Genomic DNA, 21818 nt, shown 5'->3' with positions numbered 1-21818 from the left:
ATGGTATATATAACTTTTACTGTGCGATAACTGCGTTTATCCTCTCGTTCATCTGCTCCTCGCCCATAATGTGTACAATAGACCAAAGGTCAGGTGTATTCACACGGCCTGTAATAGCGATTCGCACTATCTCCGCTATGTCTGAGACATTTCCTTTATATTTTTCAGGATCAGCCTTGTATGCTTTCATATCAGATGCATAACCAAGCTTATCTGCTATCTCTTTAAGTTTGTTAAACCATTGCGAATTGTCATCATCGTGGCTGTAACTTGCCTGATATTCCCTAAGCACTTCATCAACCGTAGCCTTATCTGCCTTAAACTCATCTTTCTCCTGTTGCTGCTCAAGATCAAAGAAATAAGCTATCATCTCAAATACCTGTCTTGCATAAACAAGGTCTTTTCTTCTGCGTTTCATGCCAACACCCATGTAAAGTCTCAATATTGCAAGCATTTTTTCCTTGTCTGCAAACCATACCTTACACTTTTCAGGCTCATTCTCGCAAGCCCAGTCATATAAGAAATCATAAACTTCATCTTCTGAGAGCTTTGAAAGTTCATTCTTGCAAATGTTGTGAAGCTTGTCCTTATCAAACAAAGCACCTGATTTACTCATATTGTCTACTGAGAATGGGAACTCATTTATATCCTTGTCAGGGAATTTGTCATGCCACTCCTCAAAGTTTGAATTGAGAAGAGTGAGAAGATAAACTTTCATGCAATATGGATGGTAACCGTCTTTTCTGTAGTAATCGAGTGAAAGTTCAGGGTCTTTTCTCTTTGAAAGCTTTCTCTTTCCACCTGTCTCCTCATCAAATTTCATAAGATGTGCCGTATGTCCGTACTTTGGCATCTTAAATCCAAGAAGATGGAAAAGCTCATAGTGTGTAGGCACTGATGCGAGCCACTCACCACCTCTGATTACCATGGTAGTTCGCATAAGATGGTCATCAACTGCATGTGCAAAGTGATAAGTAGGAACTCCGTCCTGCTTTAATATGACAATGTCGTGTATATTCTCAGGAAGTTTTATCTCTCCTTTTATGCTGTCGACAAATGTAATCTCTTTGTCAGGCTGTCCCTGTGAGCGGAGTCTTACGACATAAGGTTTGCCATCTTTAATATTCTTTTCAATCTCTTCATATGAGAGATTGCGGCAGGTTGCATATTTTCCGTAATATCCTGTAAGCACCTTGTCTTTTTCCTGCTGTTCTCTTACTTTTGAAAGCTCGTCCTCTGTGCAGAAACAAGGATAAGCAAGCCCTTTCTTCACAAGTTCCTTGACATAAGTGTGATATATCTCAACTCTCTGTCTCTGGAAATAAGGTCCGTAAGCATTGCCCTCGGCTGAATCCTCAAAGCCTGCTCCCTCATCAAATTCAATATCAAAATAGCGAAGTACATTTATGATAGTCTCGACCGCTCCCTCTACTTTTCTCTTTGCGTCAGTATCTTCTATACGAAGATAAAACACTCCTTTTTTTCTGTGTGCGATACGCTCATCGGCAAGTGCACTGTAAAGGTTGCCAAGATGAATAAATCCTGTAGGACTTGGTGCCATTCTCGTTACTTCTGCACCCTTTGGCAGTTTTCTATATGGAAATTTTTCCTCGTAATATTCCGGTGTCTTTAACTCCTCCGGAAATAATAAATCTGCTAATTTCTGATTGTCCATTTTATCTCTCCATTTCTAACTGTTTTAAAATATGCATTATATCTTTTCTCAGATATTTAACTTATATAATTTATATATAATCTATTTTACACATACGCAGGCGGTTTGTAAAGAACGACAGCAAAATCAATGTCCTTTTCTATTTTAGTTTATCCTAATAAAATTTTACGCAGCTTGCAAAATCATAAAGGCAGTGTTGTTTATGTTTCTCATCTATATTGACTTACGATATTTTTGTGGGGTCATACTCATTTTCTCTTTAAACACCCTGTAAAAATAACTCATATTTCTAAAACCACAGTCGTAAGCTATGTCCGTCACACTTTCCTCTGTCTCCCTCAGCCTTGAACACGCATATTCTATTCTTATCGCATTTATATACTCCGTCGGTGTCATATGATATGTTTCTTTAAAAATCCTCAAAAAATGTCTCTGCGAATAACCTGCTTTTTTTGAAAGTTCCTCCACCGATAAATCCTGTCTGAATTTTTTTTCAATCCATGTTATGACCTCGCCGAACTTTAACGGCAGTATCTTCTTTTCATTTTCATCACTGTTTAACCTGTAAATCCTGGAAATCGTCACCAATAACTCCATAAATTTTGAAGTCAGCAATGTTTTATATCCTTCTTTTTTTAATTTATATTCATTGTTCATAACGGCAATCTCTGCCTTTATTTTCTCAAATTCTTCTTTTCCAAGTGACATTCTTCCGGTGAAATGATGATTTTTCACAAGCCCCGGTTCAATATAAAACAACGCCTGAAACCCACTCATCCTGCTTATGTCATATTTTCTCAGATTAAAATATTTCTCCCTGAACATGATATTGCATATCCTGAAATTATGCGTATCAAGATAACCATGCTTCGTATCGCCGTGCACGATAAAAACCTCGCCCTTTTTAACGGTCATCTTCTCATCCTCAACGACATGGCAGGCCTCACCCGAAAGAACTATCGTAAGCTCCGAAAAATCCCGATGACTGTGAACAGACAGACTGTCCTCGTGCCTGCCATACTGGATAAAAAACGGAAAATCACTGTCACTTGTAAACTCACTTAATTCATAAACCTTAAAATTCTCCACTCTAACTCCTCCTTGTGAGATTATCTTAATCTGTTATTAACTTGCACAAACTACAATAAGTTTCGCAGCTTTAAAATTTCATGTCCGATTTGTATATTTTTGTGTCATAATAATTGATGAAAACCTATATTTTAACTGCTATCTTATTTGTATAGTAAGTTTATCTTAAAAATAAAATTTTTACAAGATTTTTCACAAGCGTAACAGTTCAGCCATAAAAAGATAATCAATAATACAATGAGCTTGTTCATTGTATTATTGATTATCTTTTTATGGAAGAATAGCCTTTCATTTATTATATGAAATAAACAAAAGCTGCAAAGCAGCGACTGACAGCTTGCTGGCAGGTTTATGAATGTAATAAATAAAAGGCTGAACTGTTACTCACAAGCAAGATTTGTGTCTGTGCACACTTGACACAAATCTTATATGTGAAATATGACATATTTCACATTATGCACAAAAAATGTGTGCAGAAATGAGGTTTTTATGAAATACTTAAATCCAGTAGTAAGAGGTTTTTATCCTGATCCAAGTATCTGTGCCGCAAACGGAAAATACTACATGGTTTGCAGTTCAATGCACATTTTCCCCGGTGTTCCGCTTTTTGAAAGCACTGACATGGTAAACTGGAAACAGATAGGTCACTGTCTCACAAGAGCTTCACAGATAGACCTTTACAATGTCCGCAGTTCAGGCGGTGTTTTCGCCCCGACAATCAGATACAATAACGGCAGATTTTACATGGTTACGACTAATGACAGCTATCACCAGAATTTCTATGTATATACCGATGATATTTATGGAGAGTGGTCTGAACCTGTTATCGTAGACCAGGACGGCATCGACCCATCGCTTTATTTTGAAGATGACAAATGTTATTTTATAAGCAACGGAAATGACTCAGACGGCAGAGGCTGTATCCAGATGTGCCAGATTGACATTGAGACGGGAAAGAAACTTTCAGAAAGCAAATTCCTCTGGCATGGAACAGGCGGCAGATTTCTTGAAGCACCACATATATATAAATTCGGTGAATATTACTATCTGCTTGAAGCCGAGGGCGGTACAGAGTACGGTCACATGGTAAATTATTCACGCAGTAAAAATATATGGGGTCCTTACACGCCATATCCGAATAACCCTGTTCTCACAAACAGAAACTTAGGCGGTTATCAGATACAGGCAGCAGGTCACGGTGATATACTTGAGGACAACGACGGAAACTGGTGGTTTGCACATCTTGCTTTCAGGCAGATACATATGTGGCAGACATACCACCATCTCGGCAGGGAGGTCTGCCTTGTTCCCGTAAAGTGGAGAGATGACGGCTGGTTTGAGATTGGTGTAAACGGTACGACACCTATCGAAGTTGAACTTCCTGACAATATCAAATTTACCCCTCAGAAATTTTCTTATGACAAAACATTTGAAAATCTTGATGAAAAACTCGACTGGTGCTATATAAGAATACCACACATGGAAAATTATAAATTTGATAAAAACGGTCTTGAACTCAAAGGAACTGATGTGACTATTGATGATGTTGCATCTCCGACTTTTGCAGGTATAAGACAGACTGAATTTGACCTCGATATTAACTGCGATGTAATACCGGGTGCTGAAAAATCAGGCATATCATTTTATATGGATGAGAAACATCACTATGAAGTAGTTGTTGAGAAAAACGAGTCAGGAACATTTGTGTATAGCAGACAGACTATCGGCTGTATATGGCAGGAAAGCAAACATCATAAGATAAATGCGGATAAAGTCACTCTGCATATAAAATCAGAAGCAATGCAATATCATTTCTTCTTTAAAGATGAAAATGGAAATGATGTTTTCATCAGTGATGCGGAAACACGCTATCTCTCATCAGAAGTTGCCGGAGGATTTACAGGAACTATTATCGGACTCTTTGCGGTCAATGAAAAAGGTGACGGAGTCAGCAGATTTGAGAAATTGTCAGTGAAACATGAGGCTTAAGATTTCCTTGATTTAAGTGTGACTAACGGACGGTTATTGGCTAACGGACGCAGAAAAGACAGTAAGTTTTTTTCTTCGGGGACACTTTCGTTTGAAGAACATCGTAGCAGTACATAAGCGGGTAAAATACACCCGCTAAGTGCTGACGATGTTCTAACACCCCTCAGATAATAAATCTTACTGTCTTTTCTGCTGTTTGTTGGCAATATGATATTTAGTTTTAATCATGACTAAAATATTATAGCTATTACTTGCTTTTCTATTGTTTATTAAATTCATAGCTCAATTACTGAAGTTATCAAATACCGGTTTAGTTGTTAAAACTGCTGACAATGTTTTGAGGTCACTGCCATAGTTTTCTGATGGCAGCGGTGCTGTTTTTTTGTCATTATCTTTTTCTTTGTCTTCGTCTATTTTTATTTTCTTTCCTTTTGTTCTTTTTTCCTCCGCTTTTCTATTTGTGTCCGGCAATGCTGCATACTGTGGTGTTTTTCTTATATTCTGTGCTTCATAAGATATTGCCGCCTGTATATATTCTTTCATCGGGTCTTTATCAGACACACTCATGTTATTGCTTACAAGTGTCTGAAATTCTTCTTTTGACTTACAATGTTTTGCCTGTTCTGTAAATCTTTTTCGACACATCTCCACGCGGAGTGCTACCTTATACATCTCAGGGTCATGTATCTGAAGATAATTTTTCTCTGCCGTTGTCAGCCTGCGTCCCTGTTTTAACTTTCTGAGTATTTTGTTGTGATATTCTTTTTCGTCTTCTTCTGACATTTTGCTTGTCGGGTCTAAGATGTCATTTAATGCTTTTTTCCATATCTCAGCCGTGATATTTTGACCGTTTTCTGATTTTTCCGTTGTGTTTTTCTCATTTAACAAGTCATTCTTTAATTTTGCGACACTCTGAATATTTAAAGTTTGCATTTTTATCCTCCCTGCTTATACTAAAAATCTTCTTTAAATATATATCGTATCTGTTTTAAATTTTATGAGCCTGCTTCTGAGTTTGTTTCTCTGCCATACTTATTCTACTCTGCCTTAATCCGCTCTATCAGTATGTCATACTTTTTTCCCTATCCTAGTGCCACATCCAGCACCATCATAAGTGCAAAACCTACTGCCGTCCCTATCGTTCCTATATTACTATGTTCCCCGTTTTGTGCCTCCGGTATCAGTTCTTCTACTACCACATATAGCATTGCTCCTGCCGCAAATGAAAGAAAATATGGAAGTATCGGTGATATTTTTCCTGCAATAAGTATTGTTATAAAACCGCCTATCGGTTCTACAACTCCTGACATGACACCATAGAAAAACGCTTTCTTTTTTCCTATGCCCTCACCGCATAATGGCATTGATATTATCGCTCCCTCCGGAAAGTTCTGTATCGCAATGCCTACCGCAAGTGCAAGTGCCGCCGCCTTTGTGATACCGCTGCCCTCCATTGCCGCTCCCGCAAATGCTACACCGACTGACATTCCTTCCGGAATATTGTGAAGCGTGACAGCAAGAAGCATCATTGTCATTTTTGACGCCCCAAGTGACAATCCCTCCGGCTTATCACTCTCAAGATGAAGATGTGGTATAAGTGTATCAAGCAAAAGTAAAAAAACTATTCCAGCCATAAATCCTACAAGTGCCGGAACCCATTCTATGATATGTTGTTTTTCTGCCATTTCTATTGACGGTATCAGAAGCGACCAAACGGATGCCGCTATCATCACACCTGCCGCAAATCCCAGCAACAACTTTTCAAATTTTGGTGCTATCTGTTTTTTTAAGAAAAATACCATTGCCGCTCCAATCGAAGTTCCCAAAAAAGGAATCGCTAATATTATAAATTCATTCATTATCCTATATGCCCCTTTCCATTTCTAACTTAACTAGGTATTTGCGAAACTATCATAAATCTTGATTAAATTATGCAGATATAACATATAGTTAGTTTCACAAACACCTATCTGACTGAACAACAAAAAAGCATATATACTAAAATATATGCTTTTTATAATATCGTGTTACAGCAACAGTATAGCATTATCTTTTATGTAAACAAGTGAAACTTGCATTGTTGAATAATTTTTTCATAAAAAAAGCGTTTTGCTCCTAGTGCCACACTACTTTATGAACATTTTTCTATAACATAAAATAAAACTCCATGGCTATATCTGATAAAATATAACCATGGAGCATCATTTGCATAATATTAACACATACATGTAAATATTAACATATTTTAATACCCACTTTAAAATTTAAATTTTGAGCATTATTGATTATTTCTGAGGACCTGCTGAAACTAATGCTTTTCCTGCATCATTTCCTTCGTATTTAGCGAAGTTCTTGATAAATCTTTCTGCAAGATCATCAGCCTTCTTTTCCCACTCAGAAGCATCAGCGTATGTGTCACGAGGATCAAGGATACCTGTGTCTACACCATTAAGCTCTGTAGGTACTTCAAAGTTGAATACAGGAATAGTCTTTGTTGGAGCATTGTTAATGTCTCCGTTAAGGATAGCATCAATGATTCCACGAGTATCTTTGATAGAGATACGCTTTCCTGTTCCGTTCCATCCTGTGTTTACGAGATAAGCCTTAGCTCCGCTCTTCTCCATCTTCTTAACAAGCTCTTCAGCATATTTTGTTGGATGAAGTTCAAGGAATGCCTGTCCGAAACAAGCTGAGAATGTAGGTGTTGGCTCTGTAATTCCACGCTCTGTACCTGCAAGCTTAGCTGTAAATCCTGAGAGGAAGTAATACTGTGTCTGCTCAGGTGAAAGAATAGATACCGGTGGGAGAACTCCAAATGCATCTGCTGAAAGGAAGATAACATTCTTTGCTGCTGGTGCAGAAGATATAGGACGAACAATGTTCTTGATATGATCGATAGGATAAGAAACACGAGTGTTCTCTGTTACGCTCTTATCATCGAAATCAATCTTACCATCTTTGTCAAGTGTAACATTCTCAAGAAGAGCATCTCTCTTGATAGCATTGTAGATGTCAGGCTCTGACTCTTTGTCAAGGTTGATAACCTTAGCGTAGCATCCACCTTCAAAGTTGAATACACCCTTGTCATCCCAGCCGTGCTCATCATCACCGATAAGAAGTCTCTTAGGGTCTGTAGAAAGTGTTGTCTTACCTGTTCCTGAAAGACCGAAGAAGATTGCTGTATTCTCACCGTTTAAGTCAGTATTTGCTGAGCAGTGCATAGAAGCCATTCCTTTAAGTGGAAGGAAGTAGTTCATCATAGAGAACATACCTTTCTTCATCTCTCCGCCGTACCATGTATTGATGATAACCTGCTCTTTGCTTGTGATGTTGAATGCTACACAAGTCTCTGAGTTAAGACCTAACTCTTTGTAATTCTCAACTTTAGCTTTTGAAGCATTGTAAACTACAAAATCAGGCTCGAAGTTCTCAAGTTCTTCTGCTGAAGGCTTGATGAACATATTTGTAACGAAATGTGCCTGCCATGCAACTTCAACGATGAAACGGATAGCCATACGAGTATCTTTGTTTGCTCCGCAGAAAGCATCTACTACGAAAAGTTTCTTGTTGCAAAGCTCTTTCTTAGCAATATCCTTAACAACTGCCCATGTATCTTCTGTCATTGGATGGTTGTCATTCTTGTACTCATCTGTTGTCCACCATACAGTGTCTTTTGAGTTCTCATCAACAACGATGTATTTGTCTTTAGGTGAACGACCTGTATAGATACCTGTCATTACGTTTACTGCACCGAGTTCACTTTCCTGACCAACTTCATATCCTTCAAGATCTGCTTTTGTCTCTTCCTTATATAATGTCTCATAAGAAGGGTTGTGTACGATCTCTGTAGTTCCTGTAATGCCATACTTACTTAAATCAATGTTTGCCATCTTTTTAACCTCTTTTCTTAAATTTTGCTTTAATCCATATAATGATATGGAGTTCAGACATATAAGCCTTATATCACAATATGGACTTTTCGCCTACATAAATAATTATATACAAATAGTCGAAAAAAGCAATATAATAGAGACTGTTTTTTTTATTGTACAATAAAAATTCATACTTTGTTTATTTATTTTACATCTTTTTACATTTAAATAAGTCCCCATCCCTGTCTTTTTCCAGGAAGCTCCTCTCCATTTACCCCATCAGCGTACTTAGTTATATATGCAATCAGCTTCTCCCCGTACATATTTTCATCATTTCTATTTACGATTCCCCACTCCATGATACACGCTGCATATCCCGAAACAAGCGGTGCCGCAAATGAAGTTCCCGTTTTTCTCACATACCCTCCTCCGTACCCTGCTGCCAAAACATCAACACCAGCCGCCACGACAAGAGGTACAAGTCTTCCGTCAGCAGTAAATCCTCGTCCCGAAAAAGCTGCCACACTTTCCGTTGTTTGATTATATGCCCCTACTGACAAAACTTTAAATGCCGTCGCCGGAATGGTTGCCGTTGTGTCTGATGACGGTCTTAAAAAGCCTGTTGACAGACCTATTGCTTCTATTGTGGGAAGCCACATATCCACAACTCCACATTTTATTTTACCCGATACCTCAAATTCAATACCCCATATACCGGGCAGCACATAATTTAAGTTTTTTCCTGCTCTAAACTGCACCTCTATAAGCTGTTTTCCATTGTATGGTGTCGGCATCACCATGACGCTGTCTATATTTTCACGCTCCGAATTTATACTCACGCTCTCCAAAATATTTATTCTCTTTCCTGATGGAGTATTTAAAAATATTTCAAATTCATCCTGAAAATATTTCCAGATAAAAAGCCGCATATCTCTTTCATTTTCGCCTATTGCAAACTCCGTCCTGCTATTTTCCGCACTTTTCACTATAGTCCTTACATGATGTCTTGACTCCCCCTCATTTCCTGCCGCAATAACTATCATATTTTTCCAGATACCGTTTATGTCAGCTATATAATTTTCAAACAATGTATTTCCGTCATGTGCTCCCTCGTTCGTGCCGTAGCTTAAGTTTATGACTATTGGTTTTTGCAATTCTATCGCTTTTCTGAGTGTATAATCTATCCCCTCCATTATATCTATAGTTCTTGTATATCCTGTATTTCCATCACCCACTCTTTTTAATTCCACAACGATAAGTTCAGCCCTATAAGCACTTCCTCTTATAATATTTCCCCTGCTGTCCGTTCCATCACCTGCCGCTATCGATGCTACCGCCGTCCCATGTCCACCCATACCATCGCTTGCAGGAACTATCTTCTGTGCAAATTGCCTGTTTTTTGTCTCTATCGCATTGTTTATGTCCGTGCTGTCATATTCCGCACCAAAACCATAACCTGACGGGCTTCTCCCCTCGGCTGCCTCACCCTCTATATTTTGATTCCATAGGTAACTTATCCTCGTCTTTCCATCACTGTCCCTAAATGCCGGATGAAAATAATCAATCCCACCTCGTGTTATATTTTAAATTCACAACTTTCCTGCCGCCACTGTTTTGCTCTTTGGTGCAACTGATAAATCATATATTATATTTTTTCAATAAAGACTGCATTGTCTGCAAATTTATATCTTGTGCTTTTTAATAATATTCCTTATTGTACTCTCATTCCATCTCTTTAGTTCAGCATCCTTTCCACCTTCTGTCATTATTTCACCGCTTTTCATAACTTCTCTACTTTTCAGATATTCACCAGGAGGATTTATCCTTTCCATATAAAGCATATCTGCTATCTCTTTTATGCTTCTTCCATCATCATACATTTTTAGTATCTGCCTGACTATTCGGTATGTCATTTCCTCTCTCCTTAAAACCCTTATATCATTTTCATATACTATCTTATAACCATATGGTGCTCTGCTGCCAAGATAATTACCCTCTCTTTTCTTAAGTTCTTTTGCATATTTTACTTTCACCCCTATATCGTATGCGTATAGTTCATTAACGAGATTTTTAAGATTTACAGCAAACTCCTTCTTTCCAAACATATCCGAAATCGAATCATAACCATCCGACACGGCTATAAAACGCACACCGAGCAGTGGAAATATTTTTTGCAAAAACTCACCCGTATCAATATGATTCCTGCCAAATCTTGACAGATCCTTAACTATCACACAGTCAATTTTCTTTGCAAGAATATCCTCATACATCCGCTTAAAACCCGGTCTGTCATAATTCATGCCGCTCTTGCCAAAATCACTATAACACCCAATAATCTCAATATCATCCGTGACCTTTGCAAACCCTCTGCATATAAGGAACTGATTCTCAATCGACTCAGCCTTTCTCTCACTCCCCCTGACAGAAAGCCTTGCATAAATACCTGCTCTATAAATCTTCATTGCAAACAATTCACCTTTTCAAACAACTCCCTATCCACTATCGCAAGTTCCCTCTTTTCACACCTTATCCTATCTCTCTCCTCCGTCTTAATCATTTTTTTTATCTTATAATTCAGCTTTTTACTTTTTGACTGCACAAGCACACCTGCATATATCTCATTTGTAAGTATTCTTTTTATCATCTGCGGATACCATTTCTTTTTAACACTTTCAGTTTTTTGGAGAGCAAATGGTGTTTTATAAGCACATTCCTTGCTTTTTCTATACTCAAACGGTGTCATTATATTCATTTCATTTAATCTGTCCGCTATCGCCTGCAATGACTTTTTATCTGCCCTTAGCATAAATATCATTTTTATTATGTCTGTTACTTTATCATCAGGTACAAGTTTCTTTTTGTCCTCAGAACTTTTCAGATAACCGTAAGGTGCAAATGCCCCAACATATTCCCCATTCCTCATGCACACCTCAAGACCGGTTCTTACTTTTAACGATATATCCCTTGAATACTCATCATTTACTATGCTTTTCATATACATATAAAACGGCGAATATAGTTCGTTGTCACAATGCTGTGAGTCATAGCCGTCAGCAACCGATATAAAACATACATTTTTTTTATTGAAATAAAACTTTATCATTCTTCCAACTTCTATATAATCTCTGCCAATTCTCGATAAATCTTTTACAATTATACAGTTTATAATTCCGTTTTCAATATCGCACAACAATCTTTTATACTGTGGTCTTTTGGCATCAAGTCCACTATAACCGTCATCTATATAGAAATCCTTTAAAATTATGTCTTTTCTCTTTTTAACATACTCTTCAATTATTTTCTTCTGATTGTATATGCTGTCACTGTAATATCTGTTTTCTTTTCTGTCAGCCTTGCTAAGTCTTATATACCCTGCAGCTTTATATACAATGTATTCATCAGGCACAACATTTTCATTATATATGGCAGTTTTATTATTCAATACATTTTTATCATACTCGGCATTTTTATTACACAAAGAATTTTTACTGTATTCACCTGTTTTATTATTACTAATATATTTTTTAACACAATCCCCCGAATCCACAATCCCCACAAGTACACCTTTGCCGCTAAGCCTGTTTTCCTGTATATTCCCCTGCATTATACCAGGTTCGTTTTGCGTATCTGACGCACTATTTTTTTCCGTGGCAGATATCTTTGTTATTTCTCCCGTTGGATAAACTCTCCTCGGTTCTTCAATATATATCACCTCAGGCACATTTCTTAACTCATCAAGATATGCGGCATCTATATCCACAACTGCATATTGTGCGAGCAGTTCAGACACCTTTACATCATCTGCTATCGCCCGCACACCATCAAGACTTCCATAATATTTGACTATTACTTTCACATCTGCCTCCAAAATATCTTACTTTTTTATACGCCAGTATATGATAACTTTTTCAGGCTCACTGACATATATCCTCTTTACAAATATATTCAGCAACATCTCTCTGTCTACATCTGTTTTTATATTTTGGCAAAGTTTTTCAAAAAGCTCAATCTCTCTGTTTCCTATCTGCCCTGCGGTCTTTTTTTCTCTGTCACCACAACATATCTCACCATAAAATACCACCTTAAGCCTGTCAAAAAAAAGCTGATACAACCTCCCGGTCATTATCAGCTTTTTTTCTTTTCCATTACATTTTCTGCAGCATAGCCAGCCTTTCTTTGCCCTGTCTGAACAAAGAGCATTTCCACATATCCCACATTTTGTAATACCGTGAAAAATATGTCTTGCATTGTTTTTTCTGTGACTTTTTCCATAATATCTCACTATATCATCGGACAGCATCGACTCATCAATGACTGCTATGTCGTTTTTATCATCTGACACCATTTTCCACTGCTCAGGCATTTGTTTTACCCGCCTTTTTAATGGAAGAGACTCGATTTCATATCTGTGCCACACATGAAATCCAAGATATGCTGGCTCATGCAATATCCTCCACACCTGTGATACTGTCATATCATATAATTTCGAGATTTCTTCGTATGTACTTCCCTCCTTACGCCTTTTATAGATATTTCTGATAAGTTCAGCCTTGTCTTTACGACACACTACTTTTGAATCTTTTATCTCATACCCAAACGGCAGTTTCGCTACGGCATACTCTCCCGAACTTTTCTTTGCTTCAAGTGAACACCTGACCTTCCTTGAAATATCACTGCAATAAAATTCATTAAACAGCGTCTTAAACGGATATATTATACCGGTGTTTTCATCACTCAGACTGTCATAGCCGTCAAGCACTGCAATAAACCTTATCTGCTTTAAAGGAAAATATTTTTCCCTCAGTTCAGATATAAGAAGATGATCCCTGCTAAGCCTTGAAAAATCTTTTACTATTACAGTATCTATTTTCTCAAGTTCCACCCATGCAAGCATCTTCATAAATGAAGGTCTTTTCCTGTCTGTTCCACTGTAACCGTCATCCGTAAACTCATGTATATCTTCCTGTTCGCCACAAATGGCATTATCAGAAACATAACTTCTTAAAAGAAACAACTGATTTTCAATAGTATTGCTTACCTTTTGCACTCTCTTATCCTTTTTTGATATACGGGCATATAAGGCTATCACTGTTTTCCTCCGCAATATGTTTCCTTATTATATATTATGTTTTTTAATTATTACTATTACTGTTATCAGATGAATTCTGAGCGTTTCCCAAATTATTGTTATCATCAGGCTTTCCCATCTTTCTATTATCCTCTCTGATAAGTACCTTAGTAACATTATCCCCATCAAATGCGAATCCGATTATACTTCCCTTTTTAATATCCGATACTGTTGCATCTGTTTTCGTCTGATCCATGCCTGACTTCTGAACAGTCACACTACTGCTTATTGTTACTGTTGATTTTTTACCTGTGCTCTTAAACCCCGGTATTCCACCACCTTTTTTCATATCAGGAGCACCACTCCCCTGTGGTTTTTCACCGTTCTTTGCGTCAGGTGCTCCGCTCCCCTGTGGTTTCTGTGGTTTTTCACCATTCTTTGCATCAGGTGCTCCGCTTCCCTGTGGTTTCTGCGGTTTCTCACCGTTCTTTGCATCAGGTGCACCACTTCCCTGTGGCATCTGCGGCTGACTACTGTCTTTTTCTAAGACCTCATAAGTTACTTTGCCGTTGCTTACTTTAGTAACCTTTCCATACACCGTATATTCACTTTCATCTGAATTTGCATTTGTATTATTGTTTGTACTATTGTCTGAATTTGATGAACTATCTGAACCTGTATTTGATGAGGCATCCTCATTTGATGATTCCTCTACTGAAGCAGAAGACTGGCTGCTCTCTGAATCTTTTGAATTTCCACATCCTGTTATCATTGACACAGTAAGCACAAAGCTCATCACTATTGTTAAAAATCTTTTTCTCATATATTTTTTCCACCTTTCTTGTTTTATGATGCAAAGAATCGCTATGCAAACATCTATTGCATATATGCAATGCCACCTGCTTTTGACTTTTACATCATTTTATAAGATGATTTTATATGAACATTTTTAACAAAAAGTGATGAATGTGTGTTTTTTCTGTGTTTTTGAAAGACTATTCTATCAATCTTTTATTTTCTTTCCTCTAATTCAACATATTCTTTATGGTGACCGACATATTTGTATGCAGGTCTTATAATCTTTTCTTTATTTACAAGCTCCTCAAGCCTGTGAGCACTCCAGCCTGAGATTCTTGAAAGTGCAAACAACGGAGTAAACAACTCCTCAGGTATTCCAAGCATTGTATAGATAAGTCCACTATAAAAATCAACATTGGCACATACCGGTTTTATAACATGTCTTCTCGCCATGATAAGTTCAGCCGCTATCCTCTCAACTGTATCGTGAAGTAAAAACTCATCCTGCATTCCCTTTTCATTTGCAAGTTTCTCTGCGAATCCTTTAAGTATCAGCTCTCTTGGATCTGAAATCGTATATACGGCATGTCCCATACCATAGATAAGTCCTGAACCGTCAAATGCTTCTCCCTTAAGAACTTTCTTTAAATATCCCTCAATCTGTGAATCATCTTTAATATCACTTACATTTTTCTTGAGGTCTGCAAACATCTGCTGAACTTTTAAGTTCGCACCACCGTGACGAGGTCCTTTTAGTGAAGCTATAGATGCCGCAACTGCCGAATATGTATCTGTTCCTGATGATGTAACAACATGGTTTGTAAATGTAGAGTTATTTCCACCACCATGCTCCGCATGAAGAACGAGTGCTGCATCAAGAACTCTAGCCTCAAGCTCTGTATATTTTCCGTCAGGCCTTAACATCTGAAGTATATTCTCTGCTGTTGAAAGCCCCTTTACAGGCGGTTTTATTACAAGACTATCTAAAAAGTTAAAGTGTCTGTATGCATGATAATTATATACTGCTATCAATGGAAGTTTTGCAATAAGCTGAAGCGACTGTCTGAGTACATTCGGAATCGAAATATCATCAGGGTTACTGTCATATGAATATAATGTAAGTACACTTTTCTGGAGTCCGTTCATAAGATTTGCACTAGGTGCTTTCATTATAACATCTCTTACAAACTGTCCTGACAACTCCTGAAGGCTTGCAACCACCTCTATAAAGACCTCTAACTGTTCTGCTGTAGGAAGTTTTCCAAAAAGAAGAAGATATGTTGTCTCCTCAAATGCAAACTTCTTTTTTATCCCCTCACCGACGAGTTTCTTGACATCGTACCCCTGATAAAAGAGTTTTCCGTCAGCAGGCTCTTTTACACCATTTACAATATCATAACCTGTAACATCCGAAATTTCAGTAAGACCTGTCAATACACCTTTACCAGAGCTGTCTCTAAGTCCTCTTTTAACATCATACTCCTGATATAAATTCAGATCTATCGCACCTGAAACCAAACAGTTTTCAACAAGACTGTCAAACTCAACTTCAAGCTGTTTACTTAAAGCCATCATAGATTCATTATCCATTATGGCACCTCCATTCACTTTTTCTCATCATTTTACCTCAAAATGATAGTAATCGTCAAGTTTTTCGTCTTGTAAATATTCATATATGATGTATATTTATACATCTAACTCAAATTTTATACATATTTACCATTATGAGGCATTTCGTGTTCGATATTCCAGACGAAGTTTGTCCGTAAGTAAGGCTATAAACTCTGAGTTTGTCGGTTTTGTTTTCTTGGAACATATCGTATTACTGAAAATCTCTTCAAGCACCTGTCTGTTTCCCCTCCTAAAGGCAACTTCTATTGCGTGCCTTATCGTCCTTTCCACGCTGCTGGATGTCGTCTTATACTTCTTTGCAATAGTCGGATAAAGACATTTTGTTATGTAATGAAGCATATTTTTGTCATAAAAAGAAAGCATTATGCCCTCTCTTATATACTGGTAGCCCTTTATATGTGCCGGTATTCCGATTTCCAGAAGCAGATTTGTCACATCAATCTCAAGATTTCCTGAACAAACATTGTTTATTGCCCTTGCCGGCTCATATTCTCTTGCATTTTTTCTAAATATATTTCCTAAACTGCCTTCACTCTCTCTTGTATATCGCTTACTTACGAGCTGCATTACCCTATTTATAAGCATCTGGTTTGATACCGGTTTCATCATATAATAATCAGCTCCAAATTTTATTGCCTGCTCTACCAGGTTTTCCATTCTCAAAGCTGTCTGGATAATGATTATCGGTTTCTTTTCGCAGATATTACGGCTTTCCTCTAAAATTCCTATTCCGTCTACCCCTGACAGAACCATATCCATAACCACGATATCCGCTTTTCCATCATTAATTACTTTAAGCACTTTATTTCCATCTCCTGTCGACAGAATAACTTTCATCCCCCTTGCTTCCATAGAGAGCTGTTTGCTCTCTCTTTCCTGTAGATTGCTGTCTGCTATTACTACTTTTAACTGCGTATTTCTCATTTTCCACTCCTTTTCGATATACTTTTCCTCTACCCACTTTTGTTCTCCCCACCTCTATCAAACAAAATATATGACTGTTTTACAAAAATAAACTTTTTATTCAGTCCTACTATATTATTATACTCACTAAAGTGGAACACTTATGTATTTAAAAAGGAATTGAAATGGAATTTTTAAATATATTTTGACAAAAGTGCCATTCTTTCTTCAGCCCAGCTATACTCTAACATATATTCTCCGAAAAACTTTTCTGCTGCCTTTTCATCACCATCTACAAGATCATAAAAATCGCATCGGAATTCTGAAGTATTTACCCTCTTTATTCCTCTTGCTGATACAAGTATATGCTCTATATTATTTTCTTTTAATTCTTTTTCAAGTGTTTTTCCTATCTTACTGCATAAATTCTGTGTGTATTGGTCATTCAGTCTTTCCTCCCATAAAGTCCCTATTATCTGATCTGTTGTAACTGTCCCACCACGCCTGTCGACAAGCAGTGCCAAAAGTTCTTTTGCTTTATGGCTTTTAAACATGATAGGCTCGTCATCCACAAAAACATCAAAATGTCCAAATGTTCTCACAAAAATTTTTTTCTTTCCTCTTTTTGAAAGAAGTCTCGCTGTTTCAACAGCATACTCAAGCTGTGCACTCGAAAAGGGTTTAACAAGATATGCCGCCGCATGAAGTTTTATTGCTTCATATGCATACTTTTCATAACCTGTTATGTATATTAACATTATTTTGGGATTTAGTCTTCTAAATATGTTTCCGAGATTTATCCCGTCTATCCCATGCATCTCTATGTCAAGTATGGCTATGTCTATTTTATTTTCTTTAACATACTCTACTGCCTCCTCTGCATTTTCAAACAGTCCCTCGACTTCAAGTTCAGGTATGTTCTTTGCCTCCTCCATAAAGGTCATTAATGCAATCTTCTCGTCATCTACTACAATAGTCTTCATATGCATTCCTCCATATCTTCAAGCAATATCCTGACTCTTGTTCCCATGCCTTTTTTACTCTCAATCACAAATTCAGAATGACACAGTTTCATTAGTCTGTATTTAGTATATGATAACCCTCCAAATTCTTCTAAAAATTTTGTATTTTGTTTTTCAAAACCTATACCATTATCTTCAATGTAAATCTCTGCACCATAATCCACAGCCTCTGCCGTTACTTTTACTTCAGCTTTTTTTCCCATATCATTTTTTAGTGGACGAACTCCGTGTTTTATTGAATTCTCCACAATAAACATAAGTGACATTGCCGGTATTTGATAATCTTTAATCTTTTCCGGCACTTCCTTTATATCTATATCAATGTATGAAAATCTTGCCATTTCAAGCCTTGTATATGCTTTTAGATGTCTTATCTCTTCCATAAGACTTACAGTACGGTTGTCATCACGAAGCGTATTCAAACGGTATTGCATATAATCTGACAGATCATTTATCATTGAACAGGTGTTTTCTGAACCCGTAATAACCGCACCTTTTATTGTATTTAAAGCATTAAAAACAAAATGTTGTCCAAGATTATCTAAAATATAATTTTTATTTTTTTCGTCATAATCAGTTTTTTCATTTATAACATTTTTTCCAATCGTATCTTCATCAAAAATCTCATCCTGCTCTTTTATCGTCTCACTTATAAGAGAAAACAATTCTTTATAATTTATGGGTTTTGTAACATAACCATTCATTCCTGAGTCTTTAGCTTTGTTTCTATCCTTTGCAAAGATATTGGCTGACAATGCATATATTGGAACTTTTTCTGCATCATTTCTGCTAAGAACCCTTATTTTTTTTGATACCTCATAACCATTCATGTCGTACATATTTATATCTAAAAATACAATTCTATACTCATTTTCCCCTGAATGTTTAAATCTCGCAATTCCTTCACTTCCGCTTAATGCAGTGTCAACTATAAGTCCTCTGTCCTCTAATATAGTTTTGACAACAAACAGATTTGTATCATTGTCATCAACTATAAGTATCTTTTCATTATTAAAATGTCCATACCCCTCAATTTCATCCTGCAATACATATTTCACATTATTCCCCCTTTTCATATAAATGTACTCTCTGTATCTTCTCAAAACGAAGAATTCCGAGAATACATATAACACTATTTTAATAAAAAAGCATCATAATGGTCAACAATTTTTTTATGCTATATAATTATCCGTATGCCATCTTTCGACAAAATAAAGCCCTTTCCATAAATATTCTGTATGCATCCTCCCTTGCCAGCAAGCTTTCGCCTCAACTCATAAATGGCATTATACAAATTAGATTTTGTCTTTTCGTCATATACTCCCCACATTTCTAAACAGATTTCCTCTGTAGATACTATCTCATCCCTGTTATATAATATTGATATAATATCTGCTTCACGCTTCTTTAAATTTATCTTCTCCTTATCGTATATAATCATAAGTTCTTTTGTATCTATTATCATTTCCCCTGCTTTTTCTATTTTATTTAATAATGCTCTTATTCTCTCAACTATAATAAAAATATTTCTCTTTCTCCATTGAAAATCCACACATCCCTGCCGGATATAATAAATCTCTTCATTATCATCGTTGCTGTCCGATATTACAAACACACTGACCTTTTCAAAAAATATTTTCTCATCGACTGTATTATTTTTTAAATATTCCCTCAGTTCTATTAATGAGCATACAAGCATTATGCTACTTCCGTCTTCCGTTAGTTTATCTTCAATTTCTGCTATACTTTCAACAACCACCGTCTGTATATTCCTATTTATTGCTTCATCTGTAAACTTTTCAGCCCATTTAGAATTGTGGTCGCATAAGACGATGTATCCTCCCATACAATAATTCCTCCTCCGGCACCGGTATATAATCGCCTTTGTCCTGTCCGATTTCAAAACCGCTGTCCACTACTTTTTTCTTTATCCTCTCAACATCATCTCCGGTGAAGTTTTTGAGATGAATTTTTTTATTGTAAACATTGTAATATTCTTTTATATCATCAGTGCAAAGTTCTACATTTATCTCTCCCGCACCTGCTTCTAAAGACTTTTTTCTGCCATCCTGCATTACATCATCAAGTATTGTATCTGCCGTTATCATTGCTCTTGGAAGCATAAGTCTCGCTATAGCCATAAGATATAATGTCATATCACCGTTGCCGCTTCTTTCATGTTCAAATCTTGTATGGATTGTCGGCATAAACGGAACTATATGAACTATCTGTGGGTCAAGCTGTTTTAAAAACAAAAGATCTTCAACAACATCCGCTACCATCTGATATGGAGACCCCACCATAAATCCTGTGCCGACCTGATACCCTATGCTCTTTAATTCCCATAGTGACTGTTTTCTTGTAAGCAGTGACATTTCAGGTGGATGCAGTTTTTTAAAATGATTTTCAGCCGCCGTCTCATGACTTAGTTCATATCTCACCGCACCCGCTTCAAACCATTTCCTGTATGTTTTTTCACTCCTTTGACCTAATGACAACCCTATCTGGCAATCACTAAATTTATCTTTAAGCATGGTTATAAAATCTGCCACTTTTGCTTCAGTGAAATTATAATCATCGCCCCCAACAAGCATAAAAGACCGGACGCCCCTGTCGTATCCTGCCTCACAGAATCCCAACAAATCTTTCTCGTCCAGTCTGTATCTTGGTATAAATATATTATCCCTTCTAAGACCACAATAATAACAGTTATTTTTACAATAATTTGTAAGTTCAACAATGCCTCTCAGATAAATACTCTTTCCATAAAATTTTTCTTTCACAAGTAATGCTTTCTCAAAAAGGTACTCTGTTGTTTCATTGTTTCTAAACTTGAGCAGTTCACTAAACTCATCTTTAGACAAGCTGTTATTTGCAGATAATTTATTCACTAAATCTGTCATGCAATTTCCCATTTAATATCATACTCCATAACATTTTTATTCTAATTTTATTTATAATATCAGATTATCACCTGATTTGTTAAAAGTAAAGAACTTTTATCAAATTTTATAACAATTGTAACAGTTCAGCCATAAAAAGATAAGTCAATAATACATGAGCTTGCTCAATGTATTATTGACTTGTTTTTTGGGGCAGATTAGCGTTTCATTTATGAAATGAAGTAAACTCAAGCTGCATAGCAGCGACTGACATAAGCATTATCATGCTTATATACATTCAAACTGTTTTACAATCCCTTTTATACATTCATTCAAATCAGGTTTTAACTGTTCAAGTGATACCGGCGATGAATATAATATCGCATTGTAACAGGTTGAATTTACAAGCTCAACTATCATAAACATCATCATATCTTCATTTCTGAACTGCCTTCCCGACTTTTCTATAAGTTCATGAAATATATCCATGCAGCTCTGGTTTTCATGCTGTCCTATGCGGATATTTGAAAACATCGCCCAGCTTAAGTTTTTTGAGATAAACCTCATCAAAGCCTGATTGTTGCTAAGCTGTTCAACAATATTATCAGCTATAAACAAAATACAGTCTTCAAGGTTTTTACAATCACTTTTTTCAAGCTCGACATTCGCATTCTCAAAAAGTTTGTCTGCCTTATGCGTGATAAGTCTGTCTCTTATGTCATACTTATCCTTAAAGTAAAGGTAAAATGTTCCCTTTGCCATTTTTGCATTTTTTACTATCTCTGAAATCGATGTATTGTTGATTCCTTTTTCCGTAAATAATTTGAATGCCGATGCAAGTAACGCATCCTGCTTATTTTTCTTTTTTTCTTCTATTTTACTCATCTG

The 21818-nt window shown here is 36.7% G+C and carries 18 protein-coding genes; 1 reads left to right on the top strand and 17 read right to left on the bottom strand.

Going from position 1 to position 21818, the window contains the following annotated elements; all coding sequences use genetic code 11:
• Positions 1 to 16: 16 nt before the first annotated feature.
• Positions 17 to 1675, bottom strand: coding sequence for a glutamate--tRNA ligase (gene gltX / locus DWZ63_RS00540; RefSeq protein ID WP_118498183.1), 1659 nt, complete (start codon positions 1673 to 1675; stop codon positions 17 to 19).
• A gap of 213 nt (positions 1676 to 1888) precedes the next feature.
• The gene (locus DWZ63_RS00535) at positions 1889 to 2764 is read right to left on the bottom strand and encodes an AraC family transcriptional regulator (RefSeq protein ID WP_118498181.1); all 876 of its coding nucleotides are present in this window, start codon (positions 2762 to 2764) and stop codon (positions 1889 to 1891) included.
• Between the two features lie 489 nt (positions 2765 to 3253).
• Between DWZ63_RS00535 and DWZ63_RS00530 the strand changes: the two genes are divergently transcribed.
• A complete protein-coding gene (locus tag DWZ63_RS00530; RefSeq protein ID WP_118498179.1) occupies positions 3254 to 4753 on the top strand; it encodes a glycoside hydrolase family 43 protein in 1500 nt (499 codons plus the stop codon).
• A 282-nt stretch (positions 4754 to 5035) separates the two neighbouring features.
• Here DWZ63_RS00530 and DWZ63_RS00525 read toward each other — a convergent pair whose 3' ends face one another.
• The 15 genes from DWZ63_RS00525 to DWZ63_RS00455 form a co-directional block, all read right to left on the bottom strand.
• Positions 5036 to 5686, bottom strand: a complete 651-nt coding sequence (locus tag DWZ63_RS00525; RefSeq protein WP_118498177.1) for a hypothetical protein — start codon at positions 5684 to 5686, stop codon at positions 5036 to 5038.
• Between the two features lie 149 nt (positions 5687 to 5835).
• Positions 5836 to 6612 (bottom strand): ZIP family metal transporter, encoded by a 777-nt coding sequence (locus tag DWZ63_RS00520; protein ID WP_055943862.1) that lies wholly within the window; start codon positions 6610 to 6612, stop codon positions 5836 to 5838.
• A 426-nt stretch (positions 6613 to 7038) separates the two neighbouring features.
• Positions 7039 to 8643 (bottom strand): phosphoenolpyruvate carboxykinase (ATP), encoded by a 1605-nt coding sequence (gene pckA, locus DWZ63_RS00515; protein ID WP_055943864.1) that lies wholly within the window; start codon positions 8641 to 8643, stop codon positions 7039 to 7041.
• Positions 8644 to 8849: 206 nt separating this feature from the next.
• Positions 8850 to 10190, bottom strand: coding sequence for a S8 family peptidase (locus DWZ63_RS00510; RefSeq protein WP_270392924.1), 1341 nt, complete (start codon positions 10188 to 10190; stop codon positions 8850 to 8852).
• A gap of 117 nt (positions 10191 to 10307) precedes the next feature.
• Positions 10308 to 11087, bottom strand: coding sequence for a recombinase family protein (locus DWZ63_RS00505; protein WP_118498176.1), 780 nt, complete (start codon positions 11085 to 11087; stop codon positions 10308 to 10310).
• Complete coding sequence (locus tag DWZ63_RS00500) at positions 11084 to 12481, bottom strand: recombinase family protein (protein ID WP_118498174.1); 1398 nt, start codon at positions 12479 to 12481, stop codon at positions 11084 to 11086. The genes DWZ63_RS00505 and DWZ63_RS00500 overlap by 4 nt, the downstream gene beginning before the upstream one ends.
• A gap of 18 nt (positions 12482 to 12499) precedes the next feature.
• Positions 12500 to 13714 carry a recombinase family protein gene (locus DWZ63_RS00495; RefSeq protein WP_055943874.1) on the bottom strand — a complete coding sequence of 405 codons (1215 nt, stop codon included), beginning with the start codon at positions 13712 to 13714 and terminating at the stop codon, positions 12500 to 12502.
• Between the two features lie 43 nt (positions 13715 to 13757).
• Positions 13758 to 14516 carry a hypothetical protein gene (locus DWZ63_RS00490; protein WP_055943877.1) on the bottom strand — a complete coding sequence of 253 codons (759 nt, stop codon included), beginning with the start codon at positions 14514 to 14516 and terminating at the stop codon, positions 13758 to 13760.
• A gap of 188 nt (positions 14517 to 14704) precedes the next feature.
• On the bottom strand, positions 14705 to 16081 hold the full coding sequence (locus DWZ63_RS00485; RefSeq protein WP_055943879.1) for a citrate/2-methylcitrate synthase: 1377 nt from the start codon (positions 16079 to 16081) through the stop codon (positions 14705 to 14707).
• A gap of 132 nt (positions 16082 to 16213) precedes the next feature.
• The gene (spo0A, locus tag DWZ63_RS00480) at positions 16214 to 17047 is read right to left on the bottom strand and encodes a sporulation transcription factor Spo0A (RefSeq protein WP_055943882.1); all 834 of its coding nucleotides are present in this window, start codon (positions 17045 to 17047) and stop codon (positions 16214 to 16216) included.
• 173 nt (positions 17048 to 17220) lie between these two features.
• Positions 17221 to 18009: a response regulator gene (locus DWZ63_RS00475; RefSeq protein WP_182431400.1), complete on the bottom strand. Its 789-nt coding sequence runs from the start codon at positions 18007 to 18009 to the stop codon at positions 17221 to 17223.
• Entirely contained in the window at positions 18006 to 19106 is a 1101-nt protein-coding gene (locus DWZ63_RS00470) for a response regulator (RefSeq protein WP_055943888.1), read from the bottom strand. Before DWZ63_RS00470 ends, DWZ63_RS00475 begins: the two co-directional genes overlap by 4 nt.
• Positions 19107 to 19225: 119 nt before the next feature.
• Positions 19226 to 19894, bottom strand: coding sequence for a winged helix-turn-helix domain-containing protein (locus DWZ63_RS00465; protein ID WP_055943891.1), 669 nt, complete (start codon positions 19892 to 19894; stop codon positions 19226 to 19228).
• A complete protein-coding gene (gene hydE / locus DWZ63_RS00460; RefSeq protein ID WP_172794165.1) occupies positions 19857 to 20951 on the bottom strand; it encodes a [FeFe] hydrogenase H-cluster radical SAM maturase HydE in 1095 nt (364 codons plus the stop codon). The genes DWZ63_RS00465 and hydE overlap by 38 nt, the downstream gene beginning before the upstream one ends.
• A gap of 267 nt (positions 20952 to 21218) precedes the next feature.
• The gene (locus DWZ63_RS00455) at positions 21219 to 21815 is read right to left on the bottom strand and encodes a TetR/AcrR family transcriptional regulator (protein WP_022015567.1); all 597 of its coding nucleotides are present in this window, start codon (positions 21813 to 21815) and stop codon (positions 21219 to 21221) included.
• Positions 21816 to 21818 lie beyond the last annotated feature (3 nt).

This window comes from Clostridium sp. AF34-13, from assembly GCF_003477845.1.
In the GTDB taxonomy this organism is placed as follows: Bacteria; Bacillota; Clostridia; order Lachnospirales; family Lachnospiraceae; genus Butyribacter; species Butyribacter intestini.
This window is presented reverse-complemented; position numbering and strand designations above follow the sequence as displayed.

Coding starts and splice junctions, on each gene's coding strand:
- gltX (WP_118498183.1), bottom strand. CDS start 1,675: ATGGACAATCAGAAATTAGCAGATTTATTATTTCCGGAGGAGTTAAAG.
- DWZ63_RS00530 (WP_118498179.1), top strand. CDS start 3,254: ATGAAATACTTAAATCCAGTAGTAAGAGGTTTTTATCCTGATCCAAGT.
- DWZ63_RS00525 (WP_118498177.1), bottom strand. CDS start 5,686: ATGCAAACTTTAAATATTCAGAGTGTCGCAAAATTAAAGAATGACTTG.
- DWZ63_RS00520 (WP_055943862.1), bottom strand. CDS start 6,612: ATGAATGAATTTATAATATTAGCGATTCCTTTTTTGGGAACTTCGATT.
- pckA (WP_055943864.1), bottom strand. CDS start 8,643: ATGGCAAACATTGATTTAAGTAAGTATGGCATTACAGGAACTACAGAG.
- DWZ63_RS00505 (WP_118498176.1), bottom strand. CDS start 11,087: ATGAAGATTTATAGAGCAGGTATTTATGCAAGGCTTTCTGTCAGGGGG.
- DWZ63_RS00490 (WP_055943877.1), bottom strand. CDS start 14,516: ATGAGAAAAAGATTTTTAACAATAGTGATGAGCTTTGTGCTTACTGTG.
- DWZ63_RS00485 (WP_055943879.1), bottom strand. CDS start 16,081: ATGGATAATGAATCTATGATGGCTTTAAGTAAACAGCTTGAAGTTGAG.
- spo0A (WP_055943882.1), bottom strand. CDS start 17,047: ATGAGAAATACGCAGTTAAAAGTAGTAATAGCAGACAGCAATCTACAG.
- DWZ63_RS00475 (WP_182431400.1), bottom strand. CDS start 18,009: ATGAAGACTATTGTAGTAGATGACGAGAAGATTGCATTAATGACCTTT.
- DWZ63_RS00465 (WP_055943891.1), bottom strand. CDS start 19,894: ATGGGAGGATACATCGTCTTATGCGACCACAATTCTAAATGGGCTGAA.
- hydE (WP_172794165.1), bottom strand. CDS start 20,951: ATGACAGATTTAGTGAATAAATTATCTGCAAATAACAGCTTGTCTAAA.
- DWZ63_RS00455 (WP_022015567.1), bottom strand. CDS start 21,815: ATGAGTAAAATAGAAGAAAAAAAGAAAAATAAGCAGGATGCGTTACTT.